21 protein-coding genes and 3 pseudogenes are annotated in these 25,125 nt (G+C 73.1%); 13 read left to right on the top strand and 11 right to left on the bottom strand.

Features of this window, described 5'->3' with window-relative positions:
• Nucleotides 1–99, bottom strand: a pseudogene (locus tag MVA48_RS23305) (excalibur calcium-binding domain-containing protein); the annotation flags it as partial.
• Between the two features lie 23 nt (nucleotides 100–122).
• On the opposite strand from MVA48_RS23305, the gene MVA48_RS00555 reads away from it, so the two are divergent.
• On the top strand, nucleotides 123–365 hold the full coding sequence (locus MVA48_RS00555; RefSeq protein WP_246989384.1) for a hypothetical protein: 243 nt from the start codon (nucleotides 123–125) through the stop codon (nucleotides 363–365).
• Nucleotides 366–372: 7 nt separating this feature from the next.
• Here the strand turns inward: MVA48_RS00555 and MVA48_RS00560 are convergent, their stop codons facing one another.
• Nucleotides 373–1,335 (bottom strand): HNH endonuclease family protein, encoded by a 963-nt coding sequence (locus MVA48_RS00560; protein ID WP_246984546.1) that lies wholly within the window; start codon nucleotides 1,333–1,335, stop codon nucleotides 373–375.
• A gap of 162 nt (nucleotides 1,336–1,497) precedes the next feature.
• On the bottom strand, nucleotides 1,498–3,168 hold the full coding sequence (locus tag MVA48_RS00565) for a PHA/PHB synthase family protein (RefSeq protein WP_246984547.1): 1,671 nt from the start codon (nucleotides 3,166–3,168) through the stop codon (nucleotides 1,498–1,500).
• Between MVA48_RS00565 and MVA48_RS00570 the strand changes: the two are divergent.
• Nucleotides 3,125–3,993 (top strand): annotated as a pseudogene (locus tag MVA48_RS00570) (maleylpyruvate isomerase N-terminal domain-containing protein). The gene MVA48_RS00565 and the pseudogene MVA48_RS00570 overlap by 44 nt on opposite strands.
• A gap of 35 nt (nucleotides 3,994–4,028) precedes the next feature.
• On the opposite strand, the gene MVA48_RS00575 reads toward MVA48_RS00570, so the two are convergent.
• Nucleotides 4,029–5,192 (bottom strand): RtcB family protein, encoded by a 1,164-nt coding sequence (locus MVA48_RS00575; RefSeq protein ID WP_246984549.1) that lies wholly within the window; start codon nucleotides 5,190–5,192, stop codon nucleotides 4,029–4,031.
• A gap of 133 nt (nucleotides 5,193–5,325) precedes the next feature.
• Here MVA48_RS00575 and MVA48_RS00580 point away from each other — a divergent pair, with 133 nt between their 5' ends.
• Genes MVA48_RS00580 through MVA48_RS00590 form a run of 3 tightly spaced genes read left to right on the top strand, consistent with a single transcriptional unit; the run spans nucleotide 5,326 to nucleotide 6,998 of the window.
• Entirely contained in the window at nucleotides 5,326–5,562 is a 237-nt protein-coding gene (locus MVA48_RS00580; RefSeq protein WP_246984551.1) for a FitA-like ribbon-helix-helix domain-containing protein, read from the top strand.
• Nucleotides 5,559–5,960: a type II toxin-antitoxin system VapC family toxin gene (locus MVA48_RS00585; RefSeq protein WP_246984553.1), complete on the top strand. Its 402-nt coding sequence runs from the start codon at nucleotides 5,559–5,561 to the stop codon at nucleotides 5,958–5,960. The genes MVA48_RS00580 and MVA48_RS00585 overlap by 4 nt, the downstream gene beginning before the upstream one ends.
• Nucleotides 5,961–6,005: 45 nt before the next feature.
• The gene (locus MVA48_RS00590; RefSeq protein WP_246984555.1) at nucleotides 6,006–6,998 is read left to right on the top strand and encodes an ERCC4 domain-containing protein; all 993 of its coding nucleotides are present in this window, start codon (nucleotides 6,006–6,008) and stop codon (nucleotides 6,996–6,998) included.
• Here MVA48_RS00590 and MVA48_RS00595 read toward each other — a convergent pair.
• Together MVA48_RS00595 and MVA48_RS00600 are read right to left on the bottom strand one after the other, a co-directional pair.
• Nucleotides 6,978–9,491 carry an AAA domain-containing protein gene (locus tag MVA48_RS00595; RefSeq protein WP_246984557.1) on the bottom strand — a complete coding sequence of 838 codons (2,514 nt, stop codon included), beginning with the start codon at nucleotides 9,489–9,491 and terminating at the stop codon, nucleotides 6,978–6,980. The genes MVA48_RS00590 and MVA48_RS00595 overlap by 21 nt on opposite strands.
• Complete coding sequence (locus MVA48_RS00600; protein WP_246984559.1) at nucleotides 9,473–12,904, bottom strand: DUF4011 domain-containing protein; 3,432 nt, start codon at nucleotides 12,902–12,904, stop codon at nucleotides 9,473–9,475. The genes MVA48_RS00595 and MVA48_RS00600 overlap by 19 nt, the downstream gene beginning before the upstream one ends.
• 246 nt (nucleotides 12,905–13,150) lie before the next feature.
• On the opposite strand from MVA48_RS00600, the gene MVA48_RS00605 reads away from it, so the two are divergent.
• The 4 genes and pseudogenes from MVA48_RS00605 (at nucleotide 13,151) to MVA48_RS00620 (ending at nucleotide 15,863) form a co-directional block, all read left to right on the top strand.
• Nucleotides 13,151–13,876 carry a DUF7669 domain-containing protein gene (locus MVA48_RS00605; RefSeq protein WP_246984561.1) on the top strand — a complete coding sequence of 242 codons (726 nt, stop codon included), beginning with the start codon at nucleotides 13,151–13,153 and terminating at the stop codon, nucleotides 13,874–13,876.
• Nucleotides 13,877–14,189: 313 nt separating this feature from the next.
• Nucleotides 14,190–14,543 (top strand): annotated as a pseudogene (locus MVA48_RS23880) (3'-5' exonuclease); the annotation flags it as partial.
• Nucleotides 14,544–14,685: 142 nt separating this feature from the next.
• Nucleotides 14,686–15,294: a hypothetical protein gene (locus MVA48_RS00615; protein WP_246984565.1), complete on the top strand. Its 609-nt coding sequence runs from the start codon at nucleotides 14,686–14,688 to the stop codon at nucleotides 15,292–15,294.
• Between the two features lie 92 nt (nucleotides 15,295–15,386).
• Entirely contained in the window at nucleotides 15,387–15,863 is a 477-nt protein-coding gene (locus tag MVA48_RS00620) for a DUF1707 SHOCT-like domain-containing protein (RefSeq protein WP_246984567.1), read from the top strand.
• Between the two features lie 14 nt (nucleotides 15,864–15,877).
• Here MVA48_RS00620 and MVA48_RS00625 read toward each other — a convergent pair whose 3' ends face one another.
• Nucleotides 15,878–17,155, bottom strand: coding sequence for a hypothetical protein (locus MVA48_RS00625; RefSeq protein WP_246984569.1), 1,278 nt, complete (start codon nucleotides 17,153–17,155; stop codon nucleotides 15,878–15,880).
• 131 nt (nucleotides 17,156–17,286) lie between these two features.
• Here MVA48_RS00625 and MVA48_RS00630 point away from each other — a divergent pair, with 131 nt between their 5' ends.
• On the top strand, nucleotides 17,287–17,496 hold the full coding sequence (locus MVA48_RS00630) for a hypothetical protein (protein ID WP_246984571.1): 210 nt from the start codon (nucleotides 17,287–17,289) through the stop codon (nucleotides 17,494–17,496).
• A gap of 65 nt (nucleotides 17,497–17,561) precedes the next feature.
• On the opposite strand, the gene MVA48_RS00635 is transcribed toward MVA48_RS00630, so the two are convergent.
• Both MVA48_RS00635 and MVA48_RS00640 read right to left on the bottom strand, forming a co-directional pair.
• Nucleotides 17,562–19,094 carry an MMPL family transporter gene (locus tag MVA48_RS00635; protein ID WP_246984573.1) on the bottom strand — a complete coding sequence of 511 codons (1,533 nt, stop codon included), beginning with the start codon at nucleotides 19,092–19,094 and terminating at the stop codon, nucleotides 17,562–17,564.
• A 503-nt stretch (nucleotides 19,095–19,597) separates the two neighbouring features.
• Complete coding sequence (locus MVA48_RS00640; protein ID WP_246984575.1) at nucleotides 19,598–19,810, bottom strand: hypothetical protein; 213 nt, start codon at nucleotides 19,808–19,810, stop codon at nucleotides 19,598–19,600.
• 100 nt (nucleotides 19,811–19,910) lie between these two features.
• Here MVA48_RS00640 and MVA48_RS00645 point away from each other — a divergent pair, with 100 nt between their 5' ends.
• From MVA48_RS00645 to MVA48_RS00655, 3 genes are all read left to right on the top strand, one after another.
• Nucleotides 19,911–20,663 carry a TetR/AcrR family transcriptional regulator gene (locus MVA48_RS00645; RefSeq protein WP_246984577.1) on the top strand — a complete coding sequence of 251 codons (753 nt, stop codon included), beginning with the start codon at nucleotides 19,911–19,913 and terminating at the stop codon, nucleotides 20,661–20,663.
• A 244-nt stretch (nucleotides 20,664–20,907) separates the two neighbouring features.
• Nucleotides 20,908–21,882 carry a ferritin-like domain-containing protein gene (locus tag MVA48_RS00650; RefSeq protein WP_246984579.1) on the top strand — a complete coding sequence of 325 codons (975 nt, stop codon included), beginning with the start codon at nucleotides 20,908–20,910 and terminating at the stop codon, nucleotides 21,880–21,882.
• A 203-nt stretch (nucleotides 21,883–22,085) separates the two neighbouring features.
• A complete protein-coding gene (locus MVA48_RS00655) occupies nucleotides 22,086–22,496 on the top strand; it encodes a hypothetical protein (protein WP_246984582.1) in 411 nt (136 codons plus the stop codon).
• 1 nt (nucleotide 22,497) lies between these two features.
• On the opposite strand, the gene MVA48_RS00660 is transcribed toward MVA48_RS00655, so the two are convergent.
• Both MVA48_RS00660 and MVA48_RS00665 read right to left on the bottom strand, forming a co-directional pair.
• Nucleotides 22,498–23,115, bottom strand: coding sequence for a response regulator (locus MVA48_RS00660; protein ID WP_246984584.1), 618 nt, complete (start codon nucleotides 23,113–23,115; stop codon nucleotides 22,498–22,500).
• Complete coding sequence (locus MVA48_RS00665) at nucleotides 23,112–25,085, bottom strand: sensor histidine kinase (protein WP_246984585.1); 1,974 nt, start codon at nucleotides 25,083–25,085, stop codon at nucleotides 23,112–23,114. The genes MVA48_RS00660 and MVA48_RS00665 overlap by 4 nt, the downstream gene beginning before the upstream one ends.
• Nucleotides 25,086–25,125 lie beyond the last annotated feature (40 nt).

Raw genomic sequence — 25,125 nt, forward strand, 5'->3', positions numbered from 1 at the left:
CTACTCGCAACCGATACCGTCCCCGTCGCGGTCGAGGTGGCGGCCGTAGCCCGGCTGTCCGATCCGGACCGGGGCTGCACCCGCGTCTCTGGCCGCCGTGCAGTTGGCGTAGTAGGGCGCGGGTGCCGGAACGGGAGCGGGCTGAGGGACGGGAGCTGGGGCGGGAGCGGGAGCGGGAGCGGGAGCGGGAGCCGGTGCGGGTGCAGGGCGGGGCGCCGGAGCCGGCGCGGGAGCAGGAGCGGGTGCCGGCTGCACCCGCTCGGGGGAGCTGGGCCACGACGCCGCCCGGCAGCGACTCGTTCGGGCAGGCGCTGAGGACCGTGGCGATCGCGTTCTTCTCCGCCTGGGTCATCCACAGCCCGTAGGTCACCTTCACCGCCACCTGGCGCGCGACGTAGGCGCACCGGTAGGCCTTGTTCGGGGGAGCCAGCTCGCGGCGTCGCCGTCGCCCTTCTGCATGTTGAGCGGGCCGTCGACGGCGAGCAGGTTCAACGGGTCGTTCGCGAATGCAATTCGGCGTCCGGCGTCCAGCCCCTGGGCACCCTTCTGCCATGCGTCGGACAGCGCCACGACGTGATCGATCTGCACGTCGTCGCTCGTGTCCTGCCCGCGCTGGAATCCGATCGTCCGGGCGGAGTACGGGTCGGCCAGGGACCCGGTGAGGACGACGCAGTCGCGGGTCCCGGGCTTGAAGGTCTCGCCGGTCAGGTCACGGGCAAGGATGTCGTTGCGGGTGTCGCAGCCGTTGCGGTCGGTGTCCACCCAGCCGGAGCCGAAGTTGCCGCGGTCGTAACCCGTGCGCGGTGCCCGTCCCTTGACCTCCACTGCGGCCAGCGCGGCCAGGGCGGTGGTGCGACCGGCGCCCGCGACGGCTGCCTCGGCGGCGGCATCGGACAGTGACGCTGCGGCGAGGGCGTCGGCGGCCACGGCAGCCTCGGCCGTCTCCGCGTCGGCGAGAGCTGCCTCGGCTGCTGCCTCCGCCTCCGCAGCGGAGAGCGTCGGCGGTGCAGGGGGCGCTTCGGCCGCCGTCTCGACCGTCGCCTCGACCGATGCGGTCGTCGATGCCGTCGTCGGCGCGGTGGCGCCACCGACGAGGAGGGCCGCGACCCCCGCAGCCGCGACGACGCCGCCGACCCGCCGGCTGGAGATGAACGCCCACCGCGCCCGCCCGGCTATCGACGCGCCCACACCGAGCAGGACGGCCGTCAGGCCCAGCATGACGATCGCCCCGGCGAATCCGTTGGTCGCAGCGCCCGCGATCACGAACAGCAGGGCGACCGCCCCCACCAATCCCGCCGGAAGCCAGCGCGCACGGGACGTGGACGGAGCAGGCATGTGTTTCCCCCGGATCGGAACCGCAACGAGCCGGAAGCTACGGAGACGGGGGTGCTGGGGACGCGCGCGACACGAGAGCGCGCTCACTCCTGTGGTGGCCGGTCCCAGCGGCCACTTCCGCCTCGGCGCGGGCGACGCGTCCGGTCGGGTCGGGTCAGCCGGTCACGTACGTGCCAGGTGCCGCGCACAGCGGCGCGTGGACGTCGCTGCCCTGCGCCGCCGGGGCGTCGACGAGTTCGCCGGAGCGCTCCGTCGTCCACGAGGCCCAGTGCTCCCACCAGCTGCCGGTGTGCTTCTCGGCCGCGGCGTGCCAGTCCTGCGGGTCGGGTCCGGGCTCGCCACCGGTCCAGTAGGCCGACCTCGGGTTGCCCGGGGGTTGACCAGGCTCTGGATGTGGCCGCTGGAGCTGAGGACGAAGGTCGTCGGCCCGGCGAGCAGCTGCGTCGTCCGGTAGGTGCCGGTCCACGGGGTGATGTGGTCGGTCAGCGCCCCGGTCACGAACGTGGGGACGTCGATCGACGCGAGGTCCACTGGCGTGCCCAGCACCGTCAGGGCCCCGGGCCGCACGAGTGCGTTGTCCCGGAAGATCTGCAGGAACTGCTCGTGCAGGGCGGCCGGCAGGTTGGTGCCGTCGGCGTTCCAGGCGAGGATGTCGAACGCCGGCGGCGCCTCGCCCATCAGCCACTGGCTGACCAGGTAGTTGAAGATCAGGTCGTCGGGCCGCATCCAGGCGAACATCGACCCCATCGACCGGGCGGAGATGACCCCGCGCGTCCGGGACAGCCGCCGGGCCGTGCCCACCATGCCGCGCCCGCTGAAGGCGCCGAGCGGTGCGCGGCCGCCGAAGTCGAGCAGCGTGACCGCGTACGCGGCGCTGTGCACCGACCTGTCGGAGATCGCCGCCAGGTGGTTGAGCAGCGTGGTCAGGATGATCCCGCCGGCGCAGAAGCCGAGGGCGTTGACGTCGGGGGACCCCGTGATCTCCCGTGCCACCCCGACCGCCCGCCGGACGCTCTCGGCGTAGGTGTCGAGATTCCAGCCGGCCTGCTTCCGCGTCGGGTTGCGCCAGCTGATCATGAAGACGGTCAGGCCCTGGTCGACCGCGTGCTCGACGAAGCTGCGCCCCGGCCGGAGATCGAGGAAGTAGTAGCGGCCGATCGGCGGCGGCACGACGACCAGCGGCCGCTCGCGCACCTGCGCCGTCCTCGGGGCGTACTGGATCACCTCGACGACCTCGTCGCGGTAGACGACCGAGCCCTTGGTCACCCCGAGGTTGCGGCCGACCTGGTACGCCTCGCGGTCGGTGGTCTGCGGCAGGCCACCGTTGTGCAGGACGTCGCCGACCAGCTGCCGGGCGCCGCGCACCAGGCTGCGGCCGCCGGTGTCGAACGCCTTCTTCACCGCCGCCGGGTTGCCGAGCAGGGTGTTGGTCGGCGCCATGCCGCTGATCAGGGCGTTGAGGGCGAAGCGGGCGCGCTCGACGTCGCGCCAGTCGGCGCCGTCCTCGGCATAGCCGTCGACCAGCCGGGTCAGCGACGACCCCCACGCGGTGTAGGTCTGCGCGAGCCGGCGGTAGCCGGGGTGTGACTGCCAGGCCGGGTCGGCGAACCGCTTGTCCTTCTCCGCCGGCGTGAAGTCGTCGGTGCCGCGGGCGATCGCGGCCAGGTCCTGGCCCAGCCGGACCGTCTCCTGCGCGAAGGCGCGCGGGCGGGCGACGGCGGAGAGAAATCCTCCGGCGAGGCCCCGCGCGGAGGGGAGGGAGACCACCTCACCGCCCTCGAGCGGCGGGATGGCGTCGGCGGTGCGAGGGGGCAGCGTCGGCTGGGTCGTCACGCAAGCTCCAAGGTCGGCGTTGCGTCGTGACGTTATTGTGATCAGGGATCGGAAGGTCAGGTCTTTGGTCCCGGGTGGGCTGCCGACCTCGTCACAACCCGCGGGTAACGAACGGGCCGCTAGATTCACCGCCGTGACCAGTCCCGATGCAGAGCGACTTCGTTGGTGGGCCGACGGCGAGCTGGTGGTCGCGGGCGCGATCGACCGGCTGTCGGACGAGGACCTGAGGGCGCCCTCGGCGTTGCCCGGCTGGTCGCGGGCCCACGTCGTCGCCCACCTGGCGCGCAACGCCGACGCGCTGCTCAACCTGCTGACCTGGGCCCGCACCGGCGTCGAGACGCCGATGTACCCCTCGCGGGAGGTGCGCGACGCCGACATCGAGACGACCGCCGCGCTGCCGGCGGGGAGTTGCGGGCGGACTACGTCGCCGCCTGCACGCGGCTGTCCGAGGCGATCGAGCGGATGCCGGACGACGCATGGGCGGCGACGGTGCGCAACATGCCCGGCAAGCCGATCCCCGCGACCGAGGTGCCCTGGATGCGGGCCAAGGAGGTCTGGGTGCACGGCGTCGACCTGGCCGGCGGCATCACGTTCGCCGACCCGCCGGCCGAGTTCTGCTCCGCCCTGGTCGACGACGTCCTCGGCACCTTCGCCGACCGCGGCGAGGCGCCCGACGTCACCATCGTGGCGGAAGACGTCGGGCGGACGTCCGGCACCGGCGGGCCGACGGTCGAGGGACCGATCGCCGCGGTCGCCGCGTGGCTCACCCGCGGCGACGCCACGGGTCTGCGCGGCGACGTCCCCCCGCCGCCGCGCTGGCTGTAGCCACGGGGCGCTTCCGCGGAAGCGCCCCGTGGCGGTCAGTCGCCCTTGACGTTGACGATCTGGCGCAGCGTGTGCCGCACCTCGACCAGGTCGGCGGCGTCGGCCATCACCTGGTCGATCGGCTTGTACGCGTCGGGGTGCTCGTCGAGGAACGCGTCGGAGTGCCCCCACGCGATGCCCGTCATCCGGGCGTCCAGGTCTGACCGGGTGAACAGCCGCCGCGCCGCCGCGCGCGAGTGGTTGCGGCCCGCGCCGTGCGGCGAGGACATCAGCGACGGCACGTTGCCCTTGCCGACCACCACGTACGACGCCGCGCCCATCGACCCCGGGATCAGGCCGAGCTGGCCCGCCCGCGCCGAGATCGCGCCCTTCCGCGACAGCCACACCTCACGGCCGAAGTGCGTCTCCCGCTCGGTGTAGTTGTGGTGACAGTTGACCGTGTCGTGCCGCTCCACCTCGGTGCCGAGGAACCGGCCGAGCTGGTCGACGCAGCGGTCCATCATCTCCTCGCGGTTGAGGTAGGCGAACCGCTGAGCCCAGCGCAGCGCCTCGATGTAGCGGTCGAACTCCGGCTCGCCCTCGACCAGGTAGGCGAGGTCGCGGTCGGGGAGCTGGATGTGCCGGCGCCGGCACTGCTCCTGCGCGATCCGGATGTGCTTCTGCGCGAGCTTGTTGCCGACACCGCGAGAGCCGGAGTGCAGGAACAGCCAGACCCGGTCGGTCTCGTCGAGCGACACCTCGATGAAGTGGTTGCCCGAGCCGAGCGAGCCCAGCTGCTGCGGCCACTGCCGCGCCTCCGCGTCCGCCTGCCCTACGCCGGGCATGTCGCGCAGCTCGGCGATCCGCGGCTCCGCGCTCGCCCGGATCTTCTGATTCCGGTTGCCGGCCGACAGCGGGATCGACCGGGAGATCTGCCCGTGCAGCACCGCCAGGTCCCGCCCGGCCAGGTCGTCGGCCGTGAACTGGGTGCGGACGGCGATCATGCCGCAGCCGATGTCGACGCCCACTGCCGCCGGGATGATCGCCCCGTCGGTCGGGATGACCGACCCGACGGTCGCGCCCTTGCCGAGGTGGGCGTCGGGCATCAGCGCCAGGTGCGGCCAGATGAACGGCATCGAGGCGGTGCGCTCGGCCTGCTCCCGGGTGGTGTCCTCCAGGATCGACGCCCAGTTGAGCAGGCGTTCGTTGATCTTCTCCATCGTCCTTTCGATTCGCTCCGACGCGGTCGAGGGTGCTGCGCAGCCGGTGCAGTCAACACGTGGCCACGCGATCGTGCATCCGCATTGCGCCGCAGTGCATGCACACTGCATGTGCCGCTGCTACGGTGCAGTCATGCCCGTCTCGATGACGATCCGCGACGTCCCCGACGAGACGCGCTCGGTTCTCGCGGCGAGGGCGGCCCGTGCCGGTCAGTCGCTGCAGGAGTACGTGCGCGCACAGCTCATCGAACTCGCCGAGCGTCCCTCGCCGGACGAGTTCTGGGACCGGGTGCGCCATCGGTTGCAGGCCACCGGTACGCGGGTGCCGGCCGAGTTCATCCTCCAGGCGCGGGACGCCGATCGTCGATGACGCTCGTCCCGGACGCCTCGGCCCTGGTGGCGGCCCTCGTGGACGACGGCCCGGACGGCGCATGGGCCCGCTCCCTGCTGGAGGGGGCGGCACTGCTGGTGCCGGCGCACCTCCCCGTCGAGGTGTCCAGCGCCCTGCGCCGGGCAGTGCTCGGCGGACGGATCGGACGGGACGTCGCGGCCCTCGCCCATGACGAACTCGTCGCACTGCGGCTCACCACGTTCCCGTTCGAGGCCCTGGCGGCCCGGATCTGGGGCCTGCACCCCACGGTGACTCCCTACGACGCGGCCTACGTGGCGCTCGCGGAAGACCTCGGGGTGCCGCTGGTGACGCTGGACCGGCGCCTGGCGCGGGCGGACGGGCCGAGGTGCACCTTTCTCCTCCCGCCACCCGGGTGACCTGCATCGGACCTATGAGGTGCCGCCGCATGCCACGCTGGCCGGGTGTCCGACGACTTGATTGTGGCGCGGAACCCCGATCCGGACTCCTCGCTGCCCTATCTCGTCCGCGTGCCGCTCGGCCCGAGCGGCATCGTCATCAAGGCGCGCGAGACGTGGCCGCGGGAGTCCAAGGTCTACTGCCACCGAGCTGCTGAGTGGCCCGAGGACGCCGAAATCCTGGAACGGCACCCCGTGCGCTCGTGCACGCGTCGCGGCCCCGCCATCGACCTCGTGCTCGACCGCGCCCGCCAGAACCGCTCGCAGCTCGTACTCACCCAGGCGCGGGGCCGGGAGGTCATCTTCTGGCAGTCGCCGTCCACCGCCAAGCAGGCCCGCCCGGGGGTGCACCTGCCGACCGCCCGGGCGGCCGGGCAGGTACTGGAGATCGTCGTCGACAGCGGCGAGAAGTACCCCTACGCATTCGGGCACCAGCAGGCGACCACGACCCGTCGGCGGCTCGATGCCGGCGACTACGCCGTCGAACTGGACGGCGTCGTGGTCGCCGCCGTCGAGCGCAAGAGCCTGCCGGATCTCGCCGCCAGCTTGCTGTCGGGGCGGCTCACCTACGCGCTGTCGGACCTCGCGGCTCTGCCGAGGGCCGCCCTCGTCGTCGAGGACCGCTACAGCCGGATGTTCAAGCTCGAACACGTCTCCGGCGCGCGCGTGGCCGAGGCACTGGCCCAGGCGCAGGTCCGCTTCCCGTCGGTCCCCATCGTCTTCTGCGAGACGAGGCCGCTGGCCCAGGAGTGGACATACCGGTGGTTGGGTGCCTGCCTCGCCGAGCTGTCGGCGGCCGCGGCCACGAGGGACGTCGAGGACTCGTTCGCCTCGGCCGGCGACGTGGCGCCCGCTCGGCAGCGGGCGAGAGCCGCCGACGTGCGCGCGTGGGCTCGTGACCAGGGCCTGGACGTGAGCGATCACGGCCGGATCCCCGCCGAAATCCTCCGCCGCTACGAGTCCGAGCAGGCCGCGGGCTCAGACGGTCAGCAGCCCTGAGGGCTGCTCGGTGAGCTTGCCGCGGTGCAGCGCCAGCTTGAGCGCCGCCTCCAACGCGGGGGTCACGGTCGGCGTCCGCCGCTTGTAGCCGAAGATCGCCGCGGCCTGCGTGAGCAGCTCGTCGGCCATCATCCCCGCGCCGGCCCGGCACAGCGCCACCATGGCGTTGCCGATCTCCTCCGGCGCCACGTGGTCGATCGGCCGGTCGGTGCTCGACGCCTGCCGGCGGAAGCCCTCGTAGGTCTCCGGCGTCACGCCGTCGGGCCACAGGTAGTCGTCGACCACCGCCGACGGCGGCAGCAGCGACAGCAGCGCAGTCTTCCGCGCCTCCGACGACCGGGTCAGCCCGAACGCGTTCACCGTCAGCTTCGCCAGCCGGTCGACGTGGATCGGGCCCTCGGCCTTCACCCCGGCGGTGAGTACCCGGCGCACCACCCGCGCGGCCTTGGACGCCGGCAGCTCGTCGAGCACCGACTTCTCGCCCGCCGGCTTGGGCAGCCACGGCACGAACGGCGACTCCCCGTCCATCGCCGCCGGCCCGGCCGGCTTCTTCGGCGCCGGCTTGCTCGCGACCTTCGGAGCGGCCGGCGGCGTCGTTACAGCCACGGCAGTGACGGACGAGCGCAGCGCGGCCACGCCCTTGAACGACTCGACCGCCGCGGTCGGCAGCGGGATCGGCTCGGCGCTCGGCGTCGTCGGCACGGACGACACGGCGTCCACGAGGCGGTCCAGGACGACGGAGCGATCAGCCAGCCACGACGGCAGCCAGACCCGCTCCACGACCGGCCACTGCAGCATCTCGCACAGCACCTCGAACGGCAGGCCGTCCCGGTCACCGACGGTGCCCCGTCGTGCCCAGGCCGGGCCGTCGAGCAGCACGGCGAGCACCGGCGTCTCCGGGTCCGACGGCCGCGAGACGGCGAGGTCGACCTTGAAGTCCGACAGCCCGACGTCGGTCCGCACCACCAGCCCGCGCTCCCGCAGGGCGGCGGCGATCTCCTCGCGGTGCCGGTCGGGCACCGCCGACGACCGGGCGTCACGCGGCAGCACGTCGGTGCCCTGCGCCGCCATGTCGAGGTACGCGCGCAGGTGCTTGATGCCCACCGACGACGTCTCCTCGGCCCGCAGCTGCTCCGGGTCGAACGACGAGAAGAGCACGACCTGCCGCCGCGCCCGGGTGACGGCGACGTTGAGCCGTCGCTCGCCACCCACCCGGTTCAGCGGGCCGAAGTTGAGCGGGAGCGTCCCGTTGGCCAGCGGCGAGAACCCGGTCGAGAAGAAGATGACGTCCCGCTCGTCGCCCTGGACGTTCTCCAGGTTCTTCACGAACAGGCCCTCGCCGTCGGCCCGGTCGAGCGCGGCGGCCAGCCGGTCGTCGTCGGCGTCGCGCAGCAGGGCCTCGATGTAGGACCGCTGCTGCGCGTTGAACGTCACGACGCCGATCGACGGCACCGACGTGCCGTCCCCGCCCGCCCAAAGGTCGAACCGCCGGCGGATCTCCGCGACGATCGCCTTCGCCTCGACCGGGTTGGTGCGCAGCAGCCGGCCGGCACCCGAGCGGTGGAAGGTGCCGGGCACCCGTACCAGCGCCACGCCCCGGCCGTCGGGCTCCGCCGACGGCCGCCCGTGCGTCGGCGCGGGGAACGAGGAGAGCCGGTTGCCGTAGTACTGCGTGTTGGAGAACGCGATCAGCGACTCGTCCTGGCTGCGGTAGTGCCACGACAGCCACTGCCGCGGCACCCGTGCCTGCACGCACTCCGACAGGATCGACTCCTCGTCCTCGACCGCGGTCTCGGCGAGGTCGGACGCGTCGTCCGACACCGACGACGGCTCGGCGAACGAGGTCGGGGGCATCTGCTTCGAGTCGCCGACGACGACGGCCGCACGGGCACGGCCCAGCGCGCCGACCGCGTCGGCCACCCGGATCTGCGACGCCTCGTCGAACACGACCAGGTCGAACTGCGCGGCGGCGGCGGGGAAGAACCGCGCCACGGAATCGGGGGAGACCAGCACGCACGGCATCACCTGGGTGATCAGCTCGCCGTACCGGGCGAGCAGCTGCCGCACCCCGAGCCCGCGGCGCTGCTTGGCCAGCTCCCGCTGCAGGGCGCCCACCTGACCGGACCCGGAGGCCGCGTCGAACGGGCGCGACCCCAGCACGCGCGCCGGCAGTGCCGCGGTCAGGTGCTCGCGCACGGCACGCGAGGCCGCGGTGAAGCGGGAGATCGCCTTCTCGTGCGCCTCGGCGTCGAAGAGGTCGAGCCCCGTGGCGTCCAGCCGCTCGGCCACCGACGAGGCAGCGACGCCCCGGTCGTAGGCGCGGACCGCGTCATCGGCCTTCACAGCGCCTGTGACGAGCAGCGTGCGGGCGTCGAACAGCCCGGCGTAGCGCAGCGGCTCGAGGGTGTCGAGGAACGAGACCCACCGGCGCAGCGACATCAGCACCGAGCTGTCGACCCCACGTTCCGGGCGGGTCATCGACCAGCGCAGCACCAGGCCGTCGTCGCCGGCCCAGGCGGCCAGCTGGTCGGCGCTGCTGGCGCACGCGGCCAGCAGCCGCCCACGGCGTCCCGCAGTCGGGCGACGGCGTCGGCGGCCGTCTCGCCGGTAGGGAGGGTGCCGGTGGGGATGCCGGCGACGATCAGCTTGCGCAGCTGGACGTGGAACAGCGACGAGCCGTCGACCGCCGCTCCGGCCCGGCGCAGCCACGCCACCTCGCGGGAGAGCAGGTCGCCGTCGAGGAACGGGTTCCAGCCCTCGGGCACCGACAGGCCAGGGATGGAGGCAGCGCGCGCGGCGATCGCCTGCACCGCGGTCTGCACCCGCCACAGCGACTCGACGACCGCCGGCACGTCCTTGGGCTTCACCTTGGCGTCGGGGCGCAGGTAGGGCGCCAGCCGGTCGCGGACGGCGGTCAGCTTGCGGCGACGGCCGAACCACGAGGCCGCGGCGGCGGTCTGCGCGGCCACGTAGATCTCGGCCAGCGGCTCGCGCAGCACCTCCGGCGTGCACACGTCCAGCCCGGGGTGGCGGAAGGCGGTGAACGCGGCGATCTCGCCGAGCACCGCCGACGTCGCCGCCGTCCAGAGCTCGGTGAACGTCTCGTCGATGACGTCGAGGCCGATGGGTGGCCCGGACAGGACGTGCACCAGGTCGTCGAGCTCCTCGGCCGACCTGGCCCGGCGGAGGACGCCCGCCAGCTCGGGGATCGCCGACACCTCGCGGACGGCGGTGTCGACGGCGGCCGCGGCGGCCTGCGTGGCCGGCAGGTCGATCGCGGGGGAGTCGACGAACGCCCACGGGTGGCGCAGCGACGGGCGGGTCAGGTCGGCGATGTCGGGCAGCAGCGCCAGCGCCATGCGCACCGACCGCAGCACCTCGGCCGGGGCGTTGGCCACGAACGGCGCGGGGATCGGCAGCGCGTCGACGTCCGTGCCGGCGGACAGCTCCGCCGTCCGCGCCGAGTACAGCGACAGCGCGGCGGCGTTCTCCTGGTGCAGGCGGTCGGCGTAGCGGGCCAGCGTCCGCCGGGCCGAGCGCAGCGTCTCGCCGTCGGCGGCCAGGCCCTGCTCGTCGACGGCGACCGCGTGCTCCAGCGCCAGCCGGATCTGCGCCCGCACCATCGACGCCCGCGAGCCCTTGTCGTGGAGGTCGAGGGCGAACATGCCCATGCCGACCGAGTCCAGGCGGCGGGCGACGACGTCGAGCGCCGCCCGCTTCTCGGCGACGAAGAGCACCTTCTTGCCCTGCGCGACCGCGTGGGTGAGCAGGTTGGTGATGGTCTGCGACTTGCCGGTGCCGGGCGGGCCCTCGAGCACGAAGGTACGGCCGGCCTGCGCCTCGGCGATCGCGCGCAACTGCGAGGCGTCGGCGGGCGCGGGCAGCTGCGCGGCCAGCTCGTCGAGGTCGGCGAACGCGCCGGACCCACGGGCGGGATCCTCGAACGCCTGGTTCTCCAACGGCAGGGTCGGCTCGTGCACGAGGTGGTGCACGAGCGGATTGAGCGTGAACTCCGACCAGTGCTCGTCGAGGTCCTTCCACAGCCGGTACTTCGCGAACTGCAGGATCGCGAGGTCGGCGGTCGACTCGACCCGGTACGGCAGCCCGTGCCCCACCAGCGCCGAGCGCATCGCCTCGAGCGCCGCGTCGAGGTCGAGGGTGCCGTCGACGGCCTCGGTCAGCGTCGGGACGGTGAGGCCGTGCACCTGCCGCAGCTTCTCCAGCAGGCAGTAGTTCGGCGTGCTCGACCCGGCCTCGTCGAGCGACAGCCGGTACTGCCCGGTGCGGCCCAGCGGTGCCAGCGTCACCGGGATCAGCACGAGCGGCGAGCGCAGCGGGCGGCCGTCGAGTTCCCAGACCAGCGAGCCCAGCGCGAGGTAGAGGTTGTTGGCGCCGGTCTCCTCGAGGACCGTCTTGGCCTTGTAGGCGAGATTGCGCAGCTTGGGCAGGTAACCGCCGGTCGTGACGTCGGCGTGCACCTCGCGGCGGTCGACCAGCAGCTCGGTCAGCTGCTCCTCGGGCAGCTCGCGGGCGGTGGCGATGCCCCGCTCGGTCTGCACGGCGGCGAGCTGGTCGGTCGGAAGCAGGGTGATCGGCGTGCCGTCGTGCACGAAGTTCTCGAGGATGCCGAGCGCCGAGTCGGGCACGGTCAGCGCCAGGCCGGAGCGCTCGGTGTAGTTGATCAGCCGGTTGCGCAGGCTGAGGTCGAGCAGCGCGTTCTTCCACTGCTGCACCCGGGCCGGCGCCTCGGGCCGCGACGACGGGGTCGACGGCACCGGTTCCGGCCGCGCCGGCGCGCTGTGCAGCGCCGGCCGGTACTCGACGACCTGCAGGACGCCGTCCTCGTCGCGGGCGCGGGCCGGCAGCGGGAAGATGCCGTCCTTGCGGGCCCGGTGGACGTCGGTGACGCCGACGATCCGGTCGAGCTCGCCGGTCAGCCAGCCGGCGTAGGCGGGGCGGTGCAGGTCGGCGCCCGGCTCGCCCGTCGACGTGAGCAGGGTGGTCTCGACCAGCCCGATCAGGCCGAGGTCGACCAGGTTCACCAGGGCGGTGGCGTCGGTGGTCGCGGCGGACTCCGCCGACCGCTCCTCGCGCCAGTAGCCCAGGAACGCGTGTCCTTCCGCCAGCCACAGCAGCGGCCGGATGCCGGCCTGCTCCAGCGCCGCGGCCAGGACCACGACGGTGTCCAGCGGGGTGCCGACCCGCCAGGTGAGGACGTCGCCGGGCGAGCGCACCTGCTGCCCCAGGTCGGACCAGCTGACCGGCGGCTCGCTGTGGCGGATGCCCCGGCTCCGCAGCACGTCGGCGAGCGCCGAGACGATCTCGTCGACCCGCTCCGGCCCGTCGGCGTAGCCGGAGACCGTGCCGCGACCGGTGCGCTCCTCGAGCACGCCGGCGGCCTCGCTGACCAGGCCGGTGATCGCCGGGTGGTTGGGCATCACGTGCGCGGCGAGCATCTCCAGCGCCAGCAGCGGGGGAGTGGCCAGCCACTGCTGGGCGGCGAGCACCTGCACGACGCGGCTGCCCTCGCCGAGCAACGTCGTGCCGTCGTCGGTCCCGACCTCCACCTCGACCTCGATGACGCCGGGCCGCTGCTCCTCGACGTGCAGCATCGCCGCCGGGTCCATGACCAGGCCGAGGTCGGTCAGCACCGTCGTCCGGCCCTCGTCGAGGTCGGCGAGCAGCTCGACGGGGCGCGCGATCGGGCCCTCGGCGTCCCGGACGCCCAGGCGGACCGTCGCCGCCCGGACCGGACCGCCGAAGTTGGTCAACGCCAGGCGGGAGACCACCGGCACCCGGTTGTGGGCCAGCGCGTAGCTCAGCACCGGCGTGGAGGTGATCTCGATGGAGACGGCCGCCCGCGGGGCGACCACGTCGCCCAGCTGGATGTCGGCAGTGCTCTCCATGTCACCTGTCTACCGGGTCGGACGGATCGGCCCTCTCATGCTCCCCGACGGGTGGGACACATGTGACGCCTGCGCCGGTTCGTTGCCCGGGATCACAGATCGGTCCACGCGGGGTGGTCATTCGCCCGGCCGGGCCTGCCGATGACGCGCGGCCTCGTGTGTACGCCGTTCGCGTGGACCTGTCACGCCGAGCAGGCCACCACGACGCGTCCGGCGTTACCGTGCGGCATGGGGGAACGACACCCAGTGAGGCTGCCCACGATCGGGGAGCTGGTCGCCGAGGGTGCGGCCACGCTGCCCGAGCCGTTCACGCGCGCCGCGCTGATCAACTGGGTCAGCGCCCGGCGCCCGGACGTCGGCGTCGCGTCGATCTCGCAGCACATCCAGGTCGCCACCGACAACGCCAGCCATCCCTCCACGGGGCGGGCGCCACTGCTGCACCGCGTCGGCCGGGGGCAGTACCTGCGCTACCGCGGCCCGGAGGCCGAGACCCCTGAGGTCGCCCCGGACGTCGTGGCCGCCGCACGCGTCGTGCTGATCGGGTCGTCCGGCACCGGGTTCGCGCGTGCCCGTGACCACGCCGTCGCCGAGCAGCTGCCGTGGTTCGTGCTCAGCGCCAAGCACGGCCTGCTCGACCCCGGCGACGTCGTCGCGCCGTCCCGGGTCGAGCTCGCCGACCGGTCCGCGGGCTACCGCGCCGCCTGGGGCGAGTGGGTGGTGGCACAGCTGGCCGACCGCGTGCAGCTCCCCGGCCTGACCGTCGAGGTGCACGGTGGCGTCGACTTCGCGCAGCCGCTGCGCTCACCGCTCACGCGGCGGGGCGCCGCGCTGGAGCTCGCCCTGCCGGGCGCCTGGCGGGAGCCCGGAAGTCCCGCTCCGCACGACCGGACCGAGGACGGCGAAGGGTCCGCCCACCCCGTCCTGCACCGGCTGCGCGATCTGGTGACCCGGCACCGTCCGCAGGCGTCATAGCTGTCGCTCCGAGGGGCGTGTGTGACGGGTGCGGCGGACACGTTCCCCGCCCGCGGATCCCTGCCGATTGCGGTCGCAGCGGGGGTGCGAACGTGCCCCCACGTCGACGGGGAGGGAAGCCGTGACCGGGCTGGTGACCGCGATCCTGCTGGCGGCGGGAGTCGTCCTGCTGCTGGGGCTGGGCCTGTCCATCCGCTCCGGCCGCCGGCGCGCGGCGCAGCGACAGCGGGCGAGGACGCACGCCTCCGGCCCGGTCCCCCCGGTGCGGACCGCGCCGCGCATCGTCGACCGGCGCCCGTTCGCCGAGCCTGGCATGCGCGGCGAACTGTTCTGCTACGGCGGCGACGGCCCGGGCTTCGAGCTCGACGAGGAGTTCGCGGTCATCGACGTCGAGACCACCGGCTTCTCGCCCGCCAACGGCGACCGGATCGTCGAGGTCGCGATCGCCCGCGTCGACCGGCAGGGCCGGATCGCCGACGAGTACTCCACGATCCTCGACCCCGGCCGCGACGTCGGGCCGGTCTTCGTCCACGGCATCTCCAACTCCGAGGTGCGTGACGCCCCACGGTTCGAGGAGATCGCCGGCGAGCTGCTCGACCGCATGGACGGCGCGATCGTCGTCGCGCACAACGCCCTGTTCGAGGAGCGGTTCCTCGCCGCCGAGTTCGAGCGTGCCGGCATCGAGGTCCCGCTGACCCCGGCCCTCGACTCGCTGTGGCTGGCCCGCCGCAACGCTGCGCACGCCCAACCACAAGCTGACGACGCTGGCCCGCGCCGCCGGCCTGCCGACCGCGGGCGCGCACGCCGCGATGGCCGACGTCCGGACGATCGCGGGGCTGCTGCCCCGCATGCTGGCCGCCCACGGCCGGCCGCTGCACTTCATGACCGGCTACCGCCCCATGCCGGAGCTGCCGGTCGACGCGGCGCCGAGGACCCGGACCATCGTGCTGCCCAAGGGCGGCGACGCCTGGATGACGTCGCTCATGTCGCGGCTGCCGGAGCGCGTCGCCGCGGCCGCGGACTGCGCAGGCCAGAAGTACGTCGACGCCGTGGCCGACGCGTTCGAGGACGGCCGCCTGCTCGGGGGAGAGGCCCAGCTGCTCACCCGGCTGGCCGGATCGGCCGGCCTCGGCGCCGCGCAGGCCACCGCCATGCACGAGGGATTCCTCGACTTCATGCGCGCCGCGGTGACGGCCGACGCCATCCTGACCACGGCCGAGATCCGGCGGCTGCGCACCGCTGCCCACGCCCTCGGCCTGCCCGACTACTTCGACGACCTGCGGCCCACGTCGCCGGCGGACCTGGCCGCCGCGCGCGCCGTCGTCCCGACGCCCCGCGAGGTGCGGCTGTGCACCCACTGCCGCCGCCCCGGCCACGACCGGACCCGCTGCCCGGAGCTGGCCCTCGTCGGTCGCTGACCGGCGGGGCCCCGAAGGCGTTCCGGACGCCCGCGGAGGCGTGCGACGATGCGGCCGGAGGGGTTCCGGCCGGAGGGCGCGAGGACGAGGACGTGACCACGAGAAGCGAGATGCGGGTCTCCGACGCGGAGCGGCAGGCCGCGGCCGACCGGCTGCGCGCCTACCACGCCGACGGGCGCCTGGACCTCCTCGAGTACGACTCCCGGCTGGCCGCCGCCTACGCCGCGGTGACCTACGGCGACCTGGACAAGCTGTTCACCGACCTGCCGGCGACCACGCCGTCGGCCCCGGCGGCGACCCCGGCGGCGGCAACAATCGAGCCCAAGCAGGTGCTCGACACCATGGTCGTCGCCGACATGCACCTCGCCCTGAAGGTCCTCTGGACCATCTGGACCGGTGCGGTCCTCATCAACCTGACCGTCTGGCTGCTGGTCAGCCTCGGCAGCGGCGAGGCGGGGTACTTCTGGCCGATGTGGCTGGCCGTGCCGGGCGTCGCGCTCGTCGGCGCCACCGTGGGGGTCGAGTCGATCCGCCGCAACCGCCGCCAGGAGCGCCGACGGCTCCCGTAGTCCACACCTGGCCCTCAGGGGCCGACGAACCACAGGAGCTGGGTGTCCTCCCGCGGGGTGTCGCACTCGCCGATGAGCAGCGCCCCGCCCGGGGCCGGCAGCAGTGCCCGCACGTCCAGCCGGGGCGAGCAGCCCAGCAGGATCGATCCCCGGACCTCCCCGGTGGTCAGGTCGACGGCTCGCACGCCCTCCGCGGCGGGGATCAGCGCCCACACCTGCGCCGGCTCGACGACCAGCGCGTAGGTGAAGATGCGGTCCTCGATCTGGGCCAGCAGCGGCCCGGCGCCGCCGCCCTCGGGGATCGCCAGGATCCACCCGCCCTCGTCCACCTCGACCAGGAGGAACACCGTCCCGTCGGGCGTGGCGGCGACGGCCTGCGTCTCGGCACCCTCCGCGAGGTCGGTCGCCCGCACCCCCTTGCCGTCGGGCCGGAGGGAGGCGTCGAACCGCAGCAGCGTCGGGATCCGGTCGGTCAGCACCTCGGTGGGGGAGGCGTCGAACGCCACGGTCACCCCGCCGTCGGGGCGGGCCACGAGCCCCGCCAGCTGCCGGCCGACGGGGGCCTGCGACACGGCGGCGACGTCGTCGGTCACGTCCCGGTCCTCGACCACCACGCCGGTCCGGACGTCGACGGCGACCAGGCGCTCGTCGACGCCGTCGTCCCGCTCGACCGTCGAGAAGAGGTACAGCGCGCCGCCGGCCAGTGCGGAGCGCCCGGTCGCCGAGACGGTGCCCCGGCGCAACGGGACGACGACGCGCGAGCTCACGGCGCCGGTCGCCGGGTCCACGACGGAGAAGCCGGAGGCCCCGCCGTCCGGGGTGCGCAGCTGGCCGCTGACGACGACGGCGCCGTCGTCGGCGAGGTGCACGTCCCAGACGTCGTGCATGCGGGGGAGCGGGACCGAGGCCAGGACGGCCAGGGACCCCGGCGCCACGCTGACCACCTGGTGCGGCAGGTCGGGGTCCCGGGGCGTCAGCAGCACCACCGCCCCGCCGTCGGGGGTCGCGACGGCGGCGTCGGCCCGGGCGAAGACGCCTGGCGTCGCGGCGGTCAGGTCGAGGACGCCGCGCAGGGTCGTCAGCGGTCCGAGGCTCCCCGGGGCGTCGTCCGGGGGTCCCCTGTAGGGCTCGAGGTCGGTGGAGGCGTCCGTCGGCCGCGCCGGCAGCGGCGAACCGGGGGACGACGAGGCGGTGGGCTCCGGTTCGCCGTCGGACCCGGACGTGCAGCCGGCGAGCAGACCCGCGGTGAGCGCGAGCGCCAGCGCCGCCGTCCGCGTATCCGCCCTGGTCACTTGAGCCTCTTCATCCATGACGGTCTGGTTACAGGTCGTCCCAAGCGCCGGAAACCTCTCCTGCCCGGCCGCTCGGCCTGCGATTCTCCGCCCACGGGTGAACGGCCTGCCCGCCGACCAGAGGAGGCACCATGACGTGCGCACACTGCAACGCCGTCGAGCAGCGCGGGCGCTACTGCGTCGGCTGCGGCAAGTCGCTGCCCCCGTCGTCCCTGCCCGCGCGCCGGGTACGCCTCGCTCCCAAACACCTGCTCGACGACGACACCCAGCCGGTCCTGCGCTTCAACGTGACGCCGCGGCCCCCGGTCCGCGTGGAGCGGCACTCCACGGCGTCGGTCTGACCCGAGCTTTGGTACAGAAAGCCCCGCGGGACGCGGGTGCTTTCTGTACCCAAAGCGTGGTCCGGTCAGTGCGTGACGGCCAGTTCACGATCCTTCGTGGGGACGGCGGGCTGTCCGTCGGACTCGCGGATGCCGTACCGGGCGTAGAGCCGGCGCAGCGGCCGCGGCGCGTACCAGTTGGCCCGGCCGAGGAGCCGCATCGTCGCCGGCACCAGCAGGACCCGGACGATCGTCGCGTCGATCACCACGGCGATCAGCATGGCGACGCCGATCATCTTGATGAACGTGATCCCCGACAGCGAGAACGCGCCGATCACCACGAGCAGCAGCAGCGCCGCGCTGGTGATGATGCCGCCGGTCCGCTGCAGCCCCGTCGCCACCGCCGTCGTGTTGTCGCCGGTGAGGTCGTACTGCTCGCGGATCCGCGACAGCAGGAAGACCTCGTAGTCCATCGACAACCCGAAGACGATCGCCAGCACCAGGATCGGCTGGGTCGCCTCGACGAACCCGGTGGGCGTGAAGTCCAGGAACCCGGACAGGTTGCCGTCCTGGAAGATCCACACCAGCGCGCCGAACGAGGCGCCGATCGACAGCACGTTCATCACCAGCGCCTTGAGCGGCAGCACGATCGAGCCGAACGCGAGGAACAGCAGCACGAACGTCGTCGCGACCACCATCAGCGCCATCCACGGCAGCAGCGAGCCGAGGCTCTCCAGCAGGTCGGTGAGCACCGCACTCTGGCCACCGACCAGCACCTGGACCCCCTCGGGGGCCGGCACGTCGCGGATCTCGTTGACCAGTGCCCGCGCCTCCTCGGCCACCGGGTCGCCGTCGTAGGCGATCGCGACCCGGGCGGTGTCGCCCGCCGCGCCGGTCACCGTCGCGCCGTCCACCCCCGGGGCCGCCGCGACCGACTGGACGTAGGCCTGCAGGGCCGAGCCGCCCGCCGCCGAGTCGACGGCGTCCGGCAGGGTGACGATCGCCTCGATCGGGCCGGACGGGTCGGCCGGAAAGTCCTCGCGGATGGTCTCGGTGACCACCCGGCTCTCCGTGCCGGCCGGCAGGGCCCGCTCGTCGATGCCGCCGAACTCCACCCGCAGGAACGGGAGGGTCAGGGCGCCCAGCAACGCCACCGTGGCAACGGTGATCAGGACCGGACGACGCATCACGCTGTGCGCGATCCGTGCCCACGCGCCGTGATCCTCGGTGCGGGCCGTGGCGACCGGGCGCCGGAACACCCGCCGCAGCCACGGGCGGACCGACAGGGCGTCCACCTTCGGGCCCAGCATCGCCAGCAGGGCCGGCAGCAGCGTCAGCGCCGCCAGCATCGCGATGAGGACGGCGCTCATGCCGCCGAAGCCCATCGAGCGCAGGAACACCTGCGGGAAGATCAGCAGCCCCGCCAGCGAGATGGCCACCGTGATCCCGGAGACCGCCACCGTGCGCCCGGCGGTCGCCATGGTGCGGGCCAGCGCCGTCTCGACGTCCCGCTGACGGCGGACTTCCGTGAAGACGGGCAGGGCTGTTTGAACGGAGCGCGTCGTGTTCTTAAGCCAAACACCAGACGTTCTGTAACAAAATATTGTGACAAAAATCATGCATCGTCAGGCTGGTAAAAACAACTGTTTGTTTGTCAGTGAAGAAACAGGAATTGTAAACTCACTCCATTCTGCTGAAGGACAACATGGCACTGCAAAAACATATTCTATATGCTTTGGGAGTCGCTGTCTTGAATTCATCTCACGCTTGGTTTATCTGCTAAAAAACCCTTTTGGGTAAAATACAATGTGCTGGTAGTGGCTCATGCCACCACTGGCTCACAGGCCTCCTCCCAGCCTTCTGCTAAGTACAGGCACTTTTTGTCAGCAACCCCACTGTTAAAAATACAAAAACAGGCGCCTGCATGGGCCTCTCATGTTTTAATTCGAAGTGCAGTGACTGGCACTGCAGCTCACTGTACATGACTCCGCCTGTCTGTATTTATTTTAGGAATACAGGCATAGTGAGAACATTGGCTCAGGCATTAATCTCAGGCCATGGCACTCCGTGTGGCCTGGCTTCGCTGGCTACAGGCCATCGCTGTCAAATCATCACTGCAGCCCTAACACAATAACATCACCACCACCACTAACTGCCTCCGCTCGGCCACCTCCACGGCGCGCGAGCTGTCGCTGTCGGGGTCCTCGAAGCCGCCGCCGGTCATGGCGCCGAAGACTCCGGTGCCCCAGACGCCGGCGAACGCGACGAACGCGACGGCCAGTGCCACCACCCACCGGCGACGCCGGTAGATCACTCTGCCGAGGCTCTCGAACATGGCATCTCCAGTGATAACGTCGAGTTGAGTGAACGGCGTTAGCTAACGGTGCTCACTGTGCATACACCGTTTACTCTTGTCAACCCGGAGGTGCGTGGAGATGGCGAATCCGTCGGTGGAGGTGCTGAGCCGGCGCGACCGGCAGCGCGCCGACACGGTCCGTGAGATCAAGGAGACCGCCCGGCGGCTGCTCGTCGAGCAGGGGCCGGAGGGGCTGGCCCTGCGCGCGGTGGCCCGGGAGATGGGGATGACGGCGCCGGCGCTCTACCGGTACTTCGCCAGCCGCGAGGACCTCGTCGAGAACCTCATCGTGGACCTCTACGACGAGCTCAGCGACTTCATGGAGGCCGCTCGCGACGCCGTGCCCACCACGACGGCTCGGCGCCTGATCGCCGCCAGTCGGGCGTTCCGCACGTGGGCGACCACGCACCACGCCGAGTTCGGCCTCGTCTTCGGCAGCGGTCTGGAGGCGGTCGTCCCCGGCGCCGAGGTGGAGGCGCTCCGCGACGGCCCGATCCAGGCCGCCGGTCAGCGTTTCGGCGGCATCTGCGCGGCCCTGCTGGCGCAGCTCTACCTCGAGCAGCCCTTCCCGATCCCGGCCGACGCAGAGCTCACCCCGCAGCTCAAGGAGCAGCTGCAGACCTGGTGCGAGAAGCTGCCCGTGCCGCTGCCGCTGGGCGTCACCTACGTCTTCCTGCACTGCTGGATCCGCCTCTACGGCATGGTCTGCATGGAGATCTTCGGGCACCTCCGGTTCGCCCTCGACGACGCCGAGCCGATGTTCGAGGCCGAGCTGTACAGCCTCGCGGAGCGATTGGGCGTGGCCGACCAATACCTGCCGCCGGCCTCGTGAGCCGCGCCCGCCGCATGTGTGCGCGCACCTTCGCCGTGTCGGTGGAAGTGCGCGGCGCACGGCGCGGATCCCCCGCACGGCGAAGGTGGCCGGCCGAGTCGCCGCTGCGGACGCCCGGCGGGGGCCCGGCACCGCGTGACCAGGCTCACTGCTAGCAATACGCTTGCAGGAGTTAGCACCGTGGGTGGACGGGGCATTGACCGGACCGTCAGGTCATCCCCGATCCTTACGGAGTTGTTTCCTCATGTCCGACAAGAACGCCAAGCTGATCAACCAGCTGCGCGCTCTGGTCCTGCTCACCCAGACCGAGGAGCAGGTCGCGCGGACCCGCGTCTCGCAGGCCCGGACCGACGCCGTCCGCCGCGAGCTGCAGCAGAACGCCGACAACGCCGCGGCCCGCACGCTCGAGATCACCGAGCAGCTGCGCGCGCTCGGTGGCGTCCCGGACGTCGTCACCCCGGCGATCGGCCGGCTGACCGCCGTCCTCAAGGCGACCTTCGAGCAGGCCGCTCCCTTCGAGGAGGCCCTGCTGACCGACCTGCAGCTCGAGCACCAGCTGCTCGACCGCGCCCGGTACCTGAAGGTTCTGGCCGACCAGGCCAAGGAGACCAAGGTCCGGCAGCTCGCCGAGAAGCTCGTCGACGCCCACGAGGCGACCGTCGAGTGGCTCACCGTCGTGCTGGCCGAGGAGGCCATGGGCGGCCCGGCCGCGCTGGTCCCGACCCCGGTGCAGAAGGTGGCCGGTGGTGTCGCCCGCGCGGTCAACGCGCCGGTGCGGTTCTGGGCCAACACGGTCAACAACGCCGTCGACACCGTCAAGCACGCCGGCGAGGAGACCTCCGACCGGTTCGCCGCGGTGACCGACCGCGCGCAGCAGTTGGGCGACGCCGTCCGCGAGACGCTCACTGCCGGCCGCAGCGCCTCGCTGCGCCGCGCCGAGCAGATCGCCCGCCGCGAGGGCGACAAGGACGCCGCCGACGCCGCCAGGTCCGCCCGTGAGGAGCTCGGCGACGTCTCCGCCGACGAGCTGCCGATCAAGAACTACGACCAGCTCTCCGTCGGCGACGCCGTGAAGGCCATCAAGGGCCTCAAGGAGCCGCACGACATCCGCGTGGTCATCCGCTACGAGGAGACCCACAAGGGCCGGGCGAACGTGGCCAGCGCCGCGCAGACCCAGCTCGCCTCGCTGGCCAAGGAGGCCGTGGGCGTCGACAGCTGAGAAAGGACCCCCTCCTCCCCACCCCTCGCCCGCTCGGGGCGGTGCCCTGGAGGGGGCCCGAGGGCCCGCACCCCGGCCGGGGTGCGGGCCCTCCGTGCGTCCTCGTGCCCGGTGCGTAGCGCCCCGCCCGGTCACGAACAGGTAACGGGCATTCCGCGGCGCGGCAGAACGGCGCCCCGGTCCGAACGGGGAAGGTACGACTCATGAGCATCACGCCCGAGGCCCTGGAAGCGGAGTTCACGCTGACCACGGCCGCCACCCGCCTGGACTTCCTCAGCCGCCGCGACAACGGCGACACCGCGCTCAACACGGTGCGCGACGAGGGGCCGGACGACTGGAGCTCGATCAAGGACATCGACACCTCGCTCGACAGCTACGAGGCGCTGGAGCTGCTGGCACTCGGCGAGGTCATCTCCCGCAAGGCCCACGACAGCCAGCTCATCGGCATCCGCGCGGCGCTGCGGGGCGGCGTCGGCTGGGACGAGATCGCCCAGGCCCTCGGCGTTCCGCCGGACGTGGCCTGGGACTCCTTCGCCGAGTCGGTCGCGCAGCGGCTCGACCCCGATGCCGCGGCCCGGGCCCTCGAGCTGGCCGGCGCACGCCCCGGCGGCTGAGTCACCGGCCGCGGGCCCGCAGCACCGCCTCCACCCGGTCGCGGGCCTGCAGCTTGGCCAGCACGTGCGACACGTGATTGGCCACTGTCTTGGCGCTGACCTGCAGCTCGGCGGCGATCCGGCGGTTGTCCCAGCCCTCGGCCATCAGCGAGAGCACCTCCGACTCGCGGTCGGTCAGCTCCGGGAAGGCCGGCGTCGGCGGCCGGTCGAGCGCGGCGAGCAGGCGCCCGGCCACCCCGGCACCGAACACCGCACCGCCGGCGGCGACGGCCCGTACCGCGGCGAGCAGCTCCTCCTGGCCGGCTCCCTTGGGCACGTAACCGCGTGCCCCGGCCCGCATCGCGGCGAGCACCGACTCGTCGTCGTCCAGCATGGACAGCACGAGCACGGCGCTGTCGGGGCAGGCCCGGGCGATCCGGCGGGTCGCCTCCAGTCCCGACATCCCGGGCAGCGTGAGGTCCATCAGGACGACGTCGGGGCGGGTGAGGGTGGCCTCGCGGACGGCGCCCTCGCCGTCGGCGGCATCCGCGACTACCTCGGTGTCGCCCACCGAGGACAGCAGCCCGGTGACCCCGGCGCGGAACAGCGGATGGTCGTCGACGACCAGGACGCGGATCACGACGGGTTCCTCGGCCGGACGGCGCGGACGACGGTGCCGCCCCCGGGTCGGGGCAGCAGGTCCAGCGAGCCGCCCAGCTCCTCGGCCCGTTCGCGCATGGTCTCGGCGCCCGAGCCCACGCCGGCATCGTCGGGAAGGCCGCGCCCGTCGTCGGCGACCCGGACCACCAGGTGCCCGTTCTCGCCGCGGACCGAGACGTCGCAGGAGCCTGCGCCCGAGTGGCGCAGCACGTTGGTCAGCGCCTCCTGCACGATCCGGTAGGCGGCCAGCTCGACCGCCGCGGCGGGGGAGTCGGCGCCGTCGGTGACCAGCGAGACGGCGGGGCCGCCGGCCGGCGTCCGGTCGACCAGCCGGCGCAGTGCCTCGGGCAGACCGAGCTCGTCCAGCGGGACGGGCCGCAGGCCCTCCACGAGCCGCCGCACGTCGGCGATCGCCGCCTGGACGTCGGCCCGCATCTCGCGCAGCAGCGGTTCGTCCCCGAGCAGGTTGCGCGCCGTGTCCAGCTTCAGCGTCAGCCCCGCGAGCGCCGGGCCGAGCCCGTCGTGCAGGTCGCGCCGCAGCCGCCGGCGTTCCTCCTCGCGGGCCACGACCAGCCGTTCCCGCGAGTGCTGCAGATCGGCGTGCAGCCGGGCGGCCTGGACCGCCGGCGCCAGCGCGGCGGCCAGCTCGGCAAGCACGTCCTCGTCGCGACGGCGCCGTCGCCCGCCCCCGACCACCAGCTCGCCGACCGGCGTGCCGGCGTGCACCAGTGGCAGCCGGCGGGGGGCATCGCCCGGCGGCCCGCCCGCGGACGCCAGCGGCTGCCCCTCTGCCGTGGTGACCGAGAGGTGGTCCAGGTGCAGCGACTGCACGGTCGCCGCCAGCACGTCGGGCAGCGCGCGCTCCGGCCTGGTCGCCTGCTCCAGCCGGGTGTGCAGCGACCGCACCAGCGCCTGCGGGTCGTCCCAGGCGCCGAAGGTGAGCCGGTTGACCGCACCCTGGATCACCTCGCGCAGCGGCTGGAACGCCACGGCGACCACGGCCGTCGCGGCCCACGGCAGCCAGCCGGCCCCGCGTTCGTCCAGCATCGCGCCGACGCCGGCCACCACCAGTACGTACACCGCCACCACCGCCGCGGTGAGCACGGTCCACAGCAGCGCCCGGTTGACGAGCACGTCGAGCTCGTAGAGGCGGTGCTGCAGGACGGCGACCCCGACGGCGATCGGCAGAGCGGCCACCGCCAGTGAGAACACCGGCGCCGCGGGCACCCCCGAGAACAGGAGGACCACCCCGGCCACCGCCACCACCAGGCCGAGCGCGAACCAGCCGACCTGCTGCCGGACCAGCGCGTCGCCGTGCCGCCAGCGACGGGCCACCGCGACCAGGCCGGCGACCAGGCAGGCCGCGCCGAGGGCGGCCACGACCAGCGCGGTGGCCTCCCACACGGCGGTGAGCGACCTCGGCAGGCCGATCGGGTTGTCGATCGCGGCCAGCCGGTCGTCGACCAGCGTCGGCTGGGCGAGCATCATCGCCGCGAACAGGCCGAGGTCGGCGGCGGCCAGGCGCAGCCACCACCGCCAGACACCGGACGCGCCGTCGGGGAACAGCAGGGGCAGGAGGACGGCCAGCAGCATCCAACCCAGCCCGCGGACCGTGAACGCGACGGCCAGCAGCCCCGCCGCGAGCGCGTCGGTCCCGGTGGCGAGCCGGTCCACCAGCAGCTCGACGGGCAGCGAGGCGAGTCCCCAGGCCGCGCCGCCGACGAGGAGTGCCCGGCCGACGGGCTGACCCGGGCGACCGCTCAGGACCAGGGCGCCGACGCCGCAGCAGGCCGGGACCACGACGGCCTCGACGATCCGGGCCTGCTCCTGCCCCAGACCGGCGCGCCAGGCGACGACGGCGGCGGCGAGAGCCGACACCGCCGTCGCGAGCACCGTCGCCCAGAGGGCAGCCGACCGCGCGGTGCGCCGTCGGTCAGCCGGGGTGGGCATGGCCGCATCGTCGCCCAGGACGGGGCCGAACGGGACGGTC

Source organism: Blastococcus sp. PRF04-17 (assembly GCF_023016265.1).
Lineage (GTDB): Bacteria > Actinomycetota > Actinomycetes > Mycobacteriales > Geodermatophilaceae > Blastococcus_B.

Bases quoted from the DNA above. Each gene is read 5' to 3' on its own strand.
- MVA48_RS00560 (WP_246984546.1), bottom strand. From the start codon at position 1,335: ATGCCTGCTCCGTCCACGTCCCGTGCGCGCTGGCTTCCGGCGGGATTG.
- MVA48_RS00575 (WP_246984549.1), bottom strand. From the start codon at position 5,192: ATGGAGAAGATCAACGAACGCCTGCTCAACTGGGCGTCGATCCTGGAG.
- MVA48_RS00580 (WP_246984551.1), top strand. From the start codon at position 5,326: ATGCCCGTCTCGATGACGATCCGCGACGTCCCCGACGAGACGCGCTCG.
- MVA48_RS00585 (WP_246984553.1), top strand. From the start codon at position 5,559: ATGACGCTCGTCCCGGACGCCTCGGCCCTGGTGGCGGCCCTCGTGGAC.
- MVA48_RS00600 (WP_246984559.1), bottom strand. From the start codon at position 12,904: ATGGAGAGCACTGCCGACATCCAGCTGGGCGACGTGGTCGCCCCGCGG.
- MVA48_RS00615 (WP_246984565.1), top strand. From the start codon at position 14,686: ATGGCCGACGTCCGGACGATCGCGGGGCTGCTGCCCCGCATGCTGGCC.
- MVA48_RS00630 (WP_246984571.1), top strand. From the start codon at position 17,287: ATGACGTGCGCACACTGCAACGCCGTCGAGCAGCGCGGGCGCTACTGC.
- MVA48_RS00635 (WP_246984573.1), bottom strand. From the start codon at position 19,094: ATGATTTTTGTCACAATATTTTGTTACAGAACGTCTGGTGTTTGGCTT.
- MVA48_RS00640 (WP_246984575.1), bottom strand. From the start codon at position 19,810: ATGTTCGAGAGCCTCGGCAGAGTGATCTACCGGCGTCGCCGGTGGGTG.
- MVA48_RS00645 (WP_246984577.1), top strand. From the start codon at position 19,911: ATGGCGAATCCGTCGGTGGAGGTGCTGAGCCGGCGCGACCGGCAGCGC.
- MVA48_RS00650 (WP_246984579.1), top strand. From the start codon at position 20,908: ATGTCCGACAAGAACGCCAAGCTGATCAACCAGCTGCGCGCTCTGGTC.
- MVA48_RS00655 (WP_246984582.1), top strand. From the start codon at position 22,086: ATGAGCATCACGCCCGAGGCCCTGGAAGCGGAGTTCACGCTGACCACG.
- MVA48_RS00665 (WP_246984585.1), bottom strand. From the start codon at position 25,085: ATGCCCACCCCGGCTGACCGACGGCGCACCGCGCGGTCGGCTGCCCTC.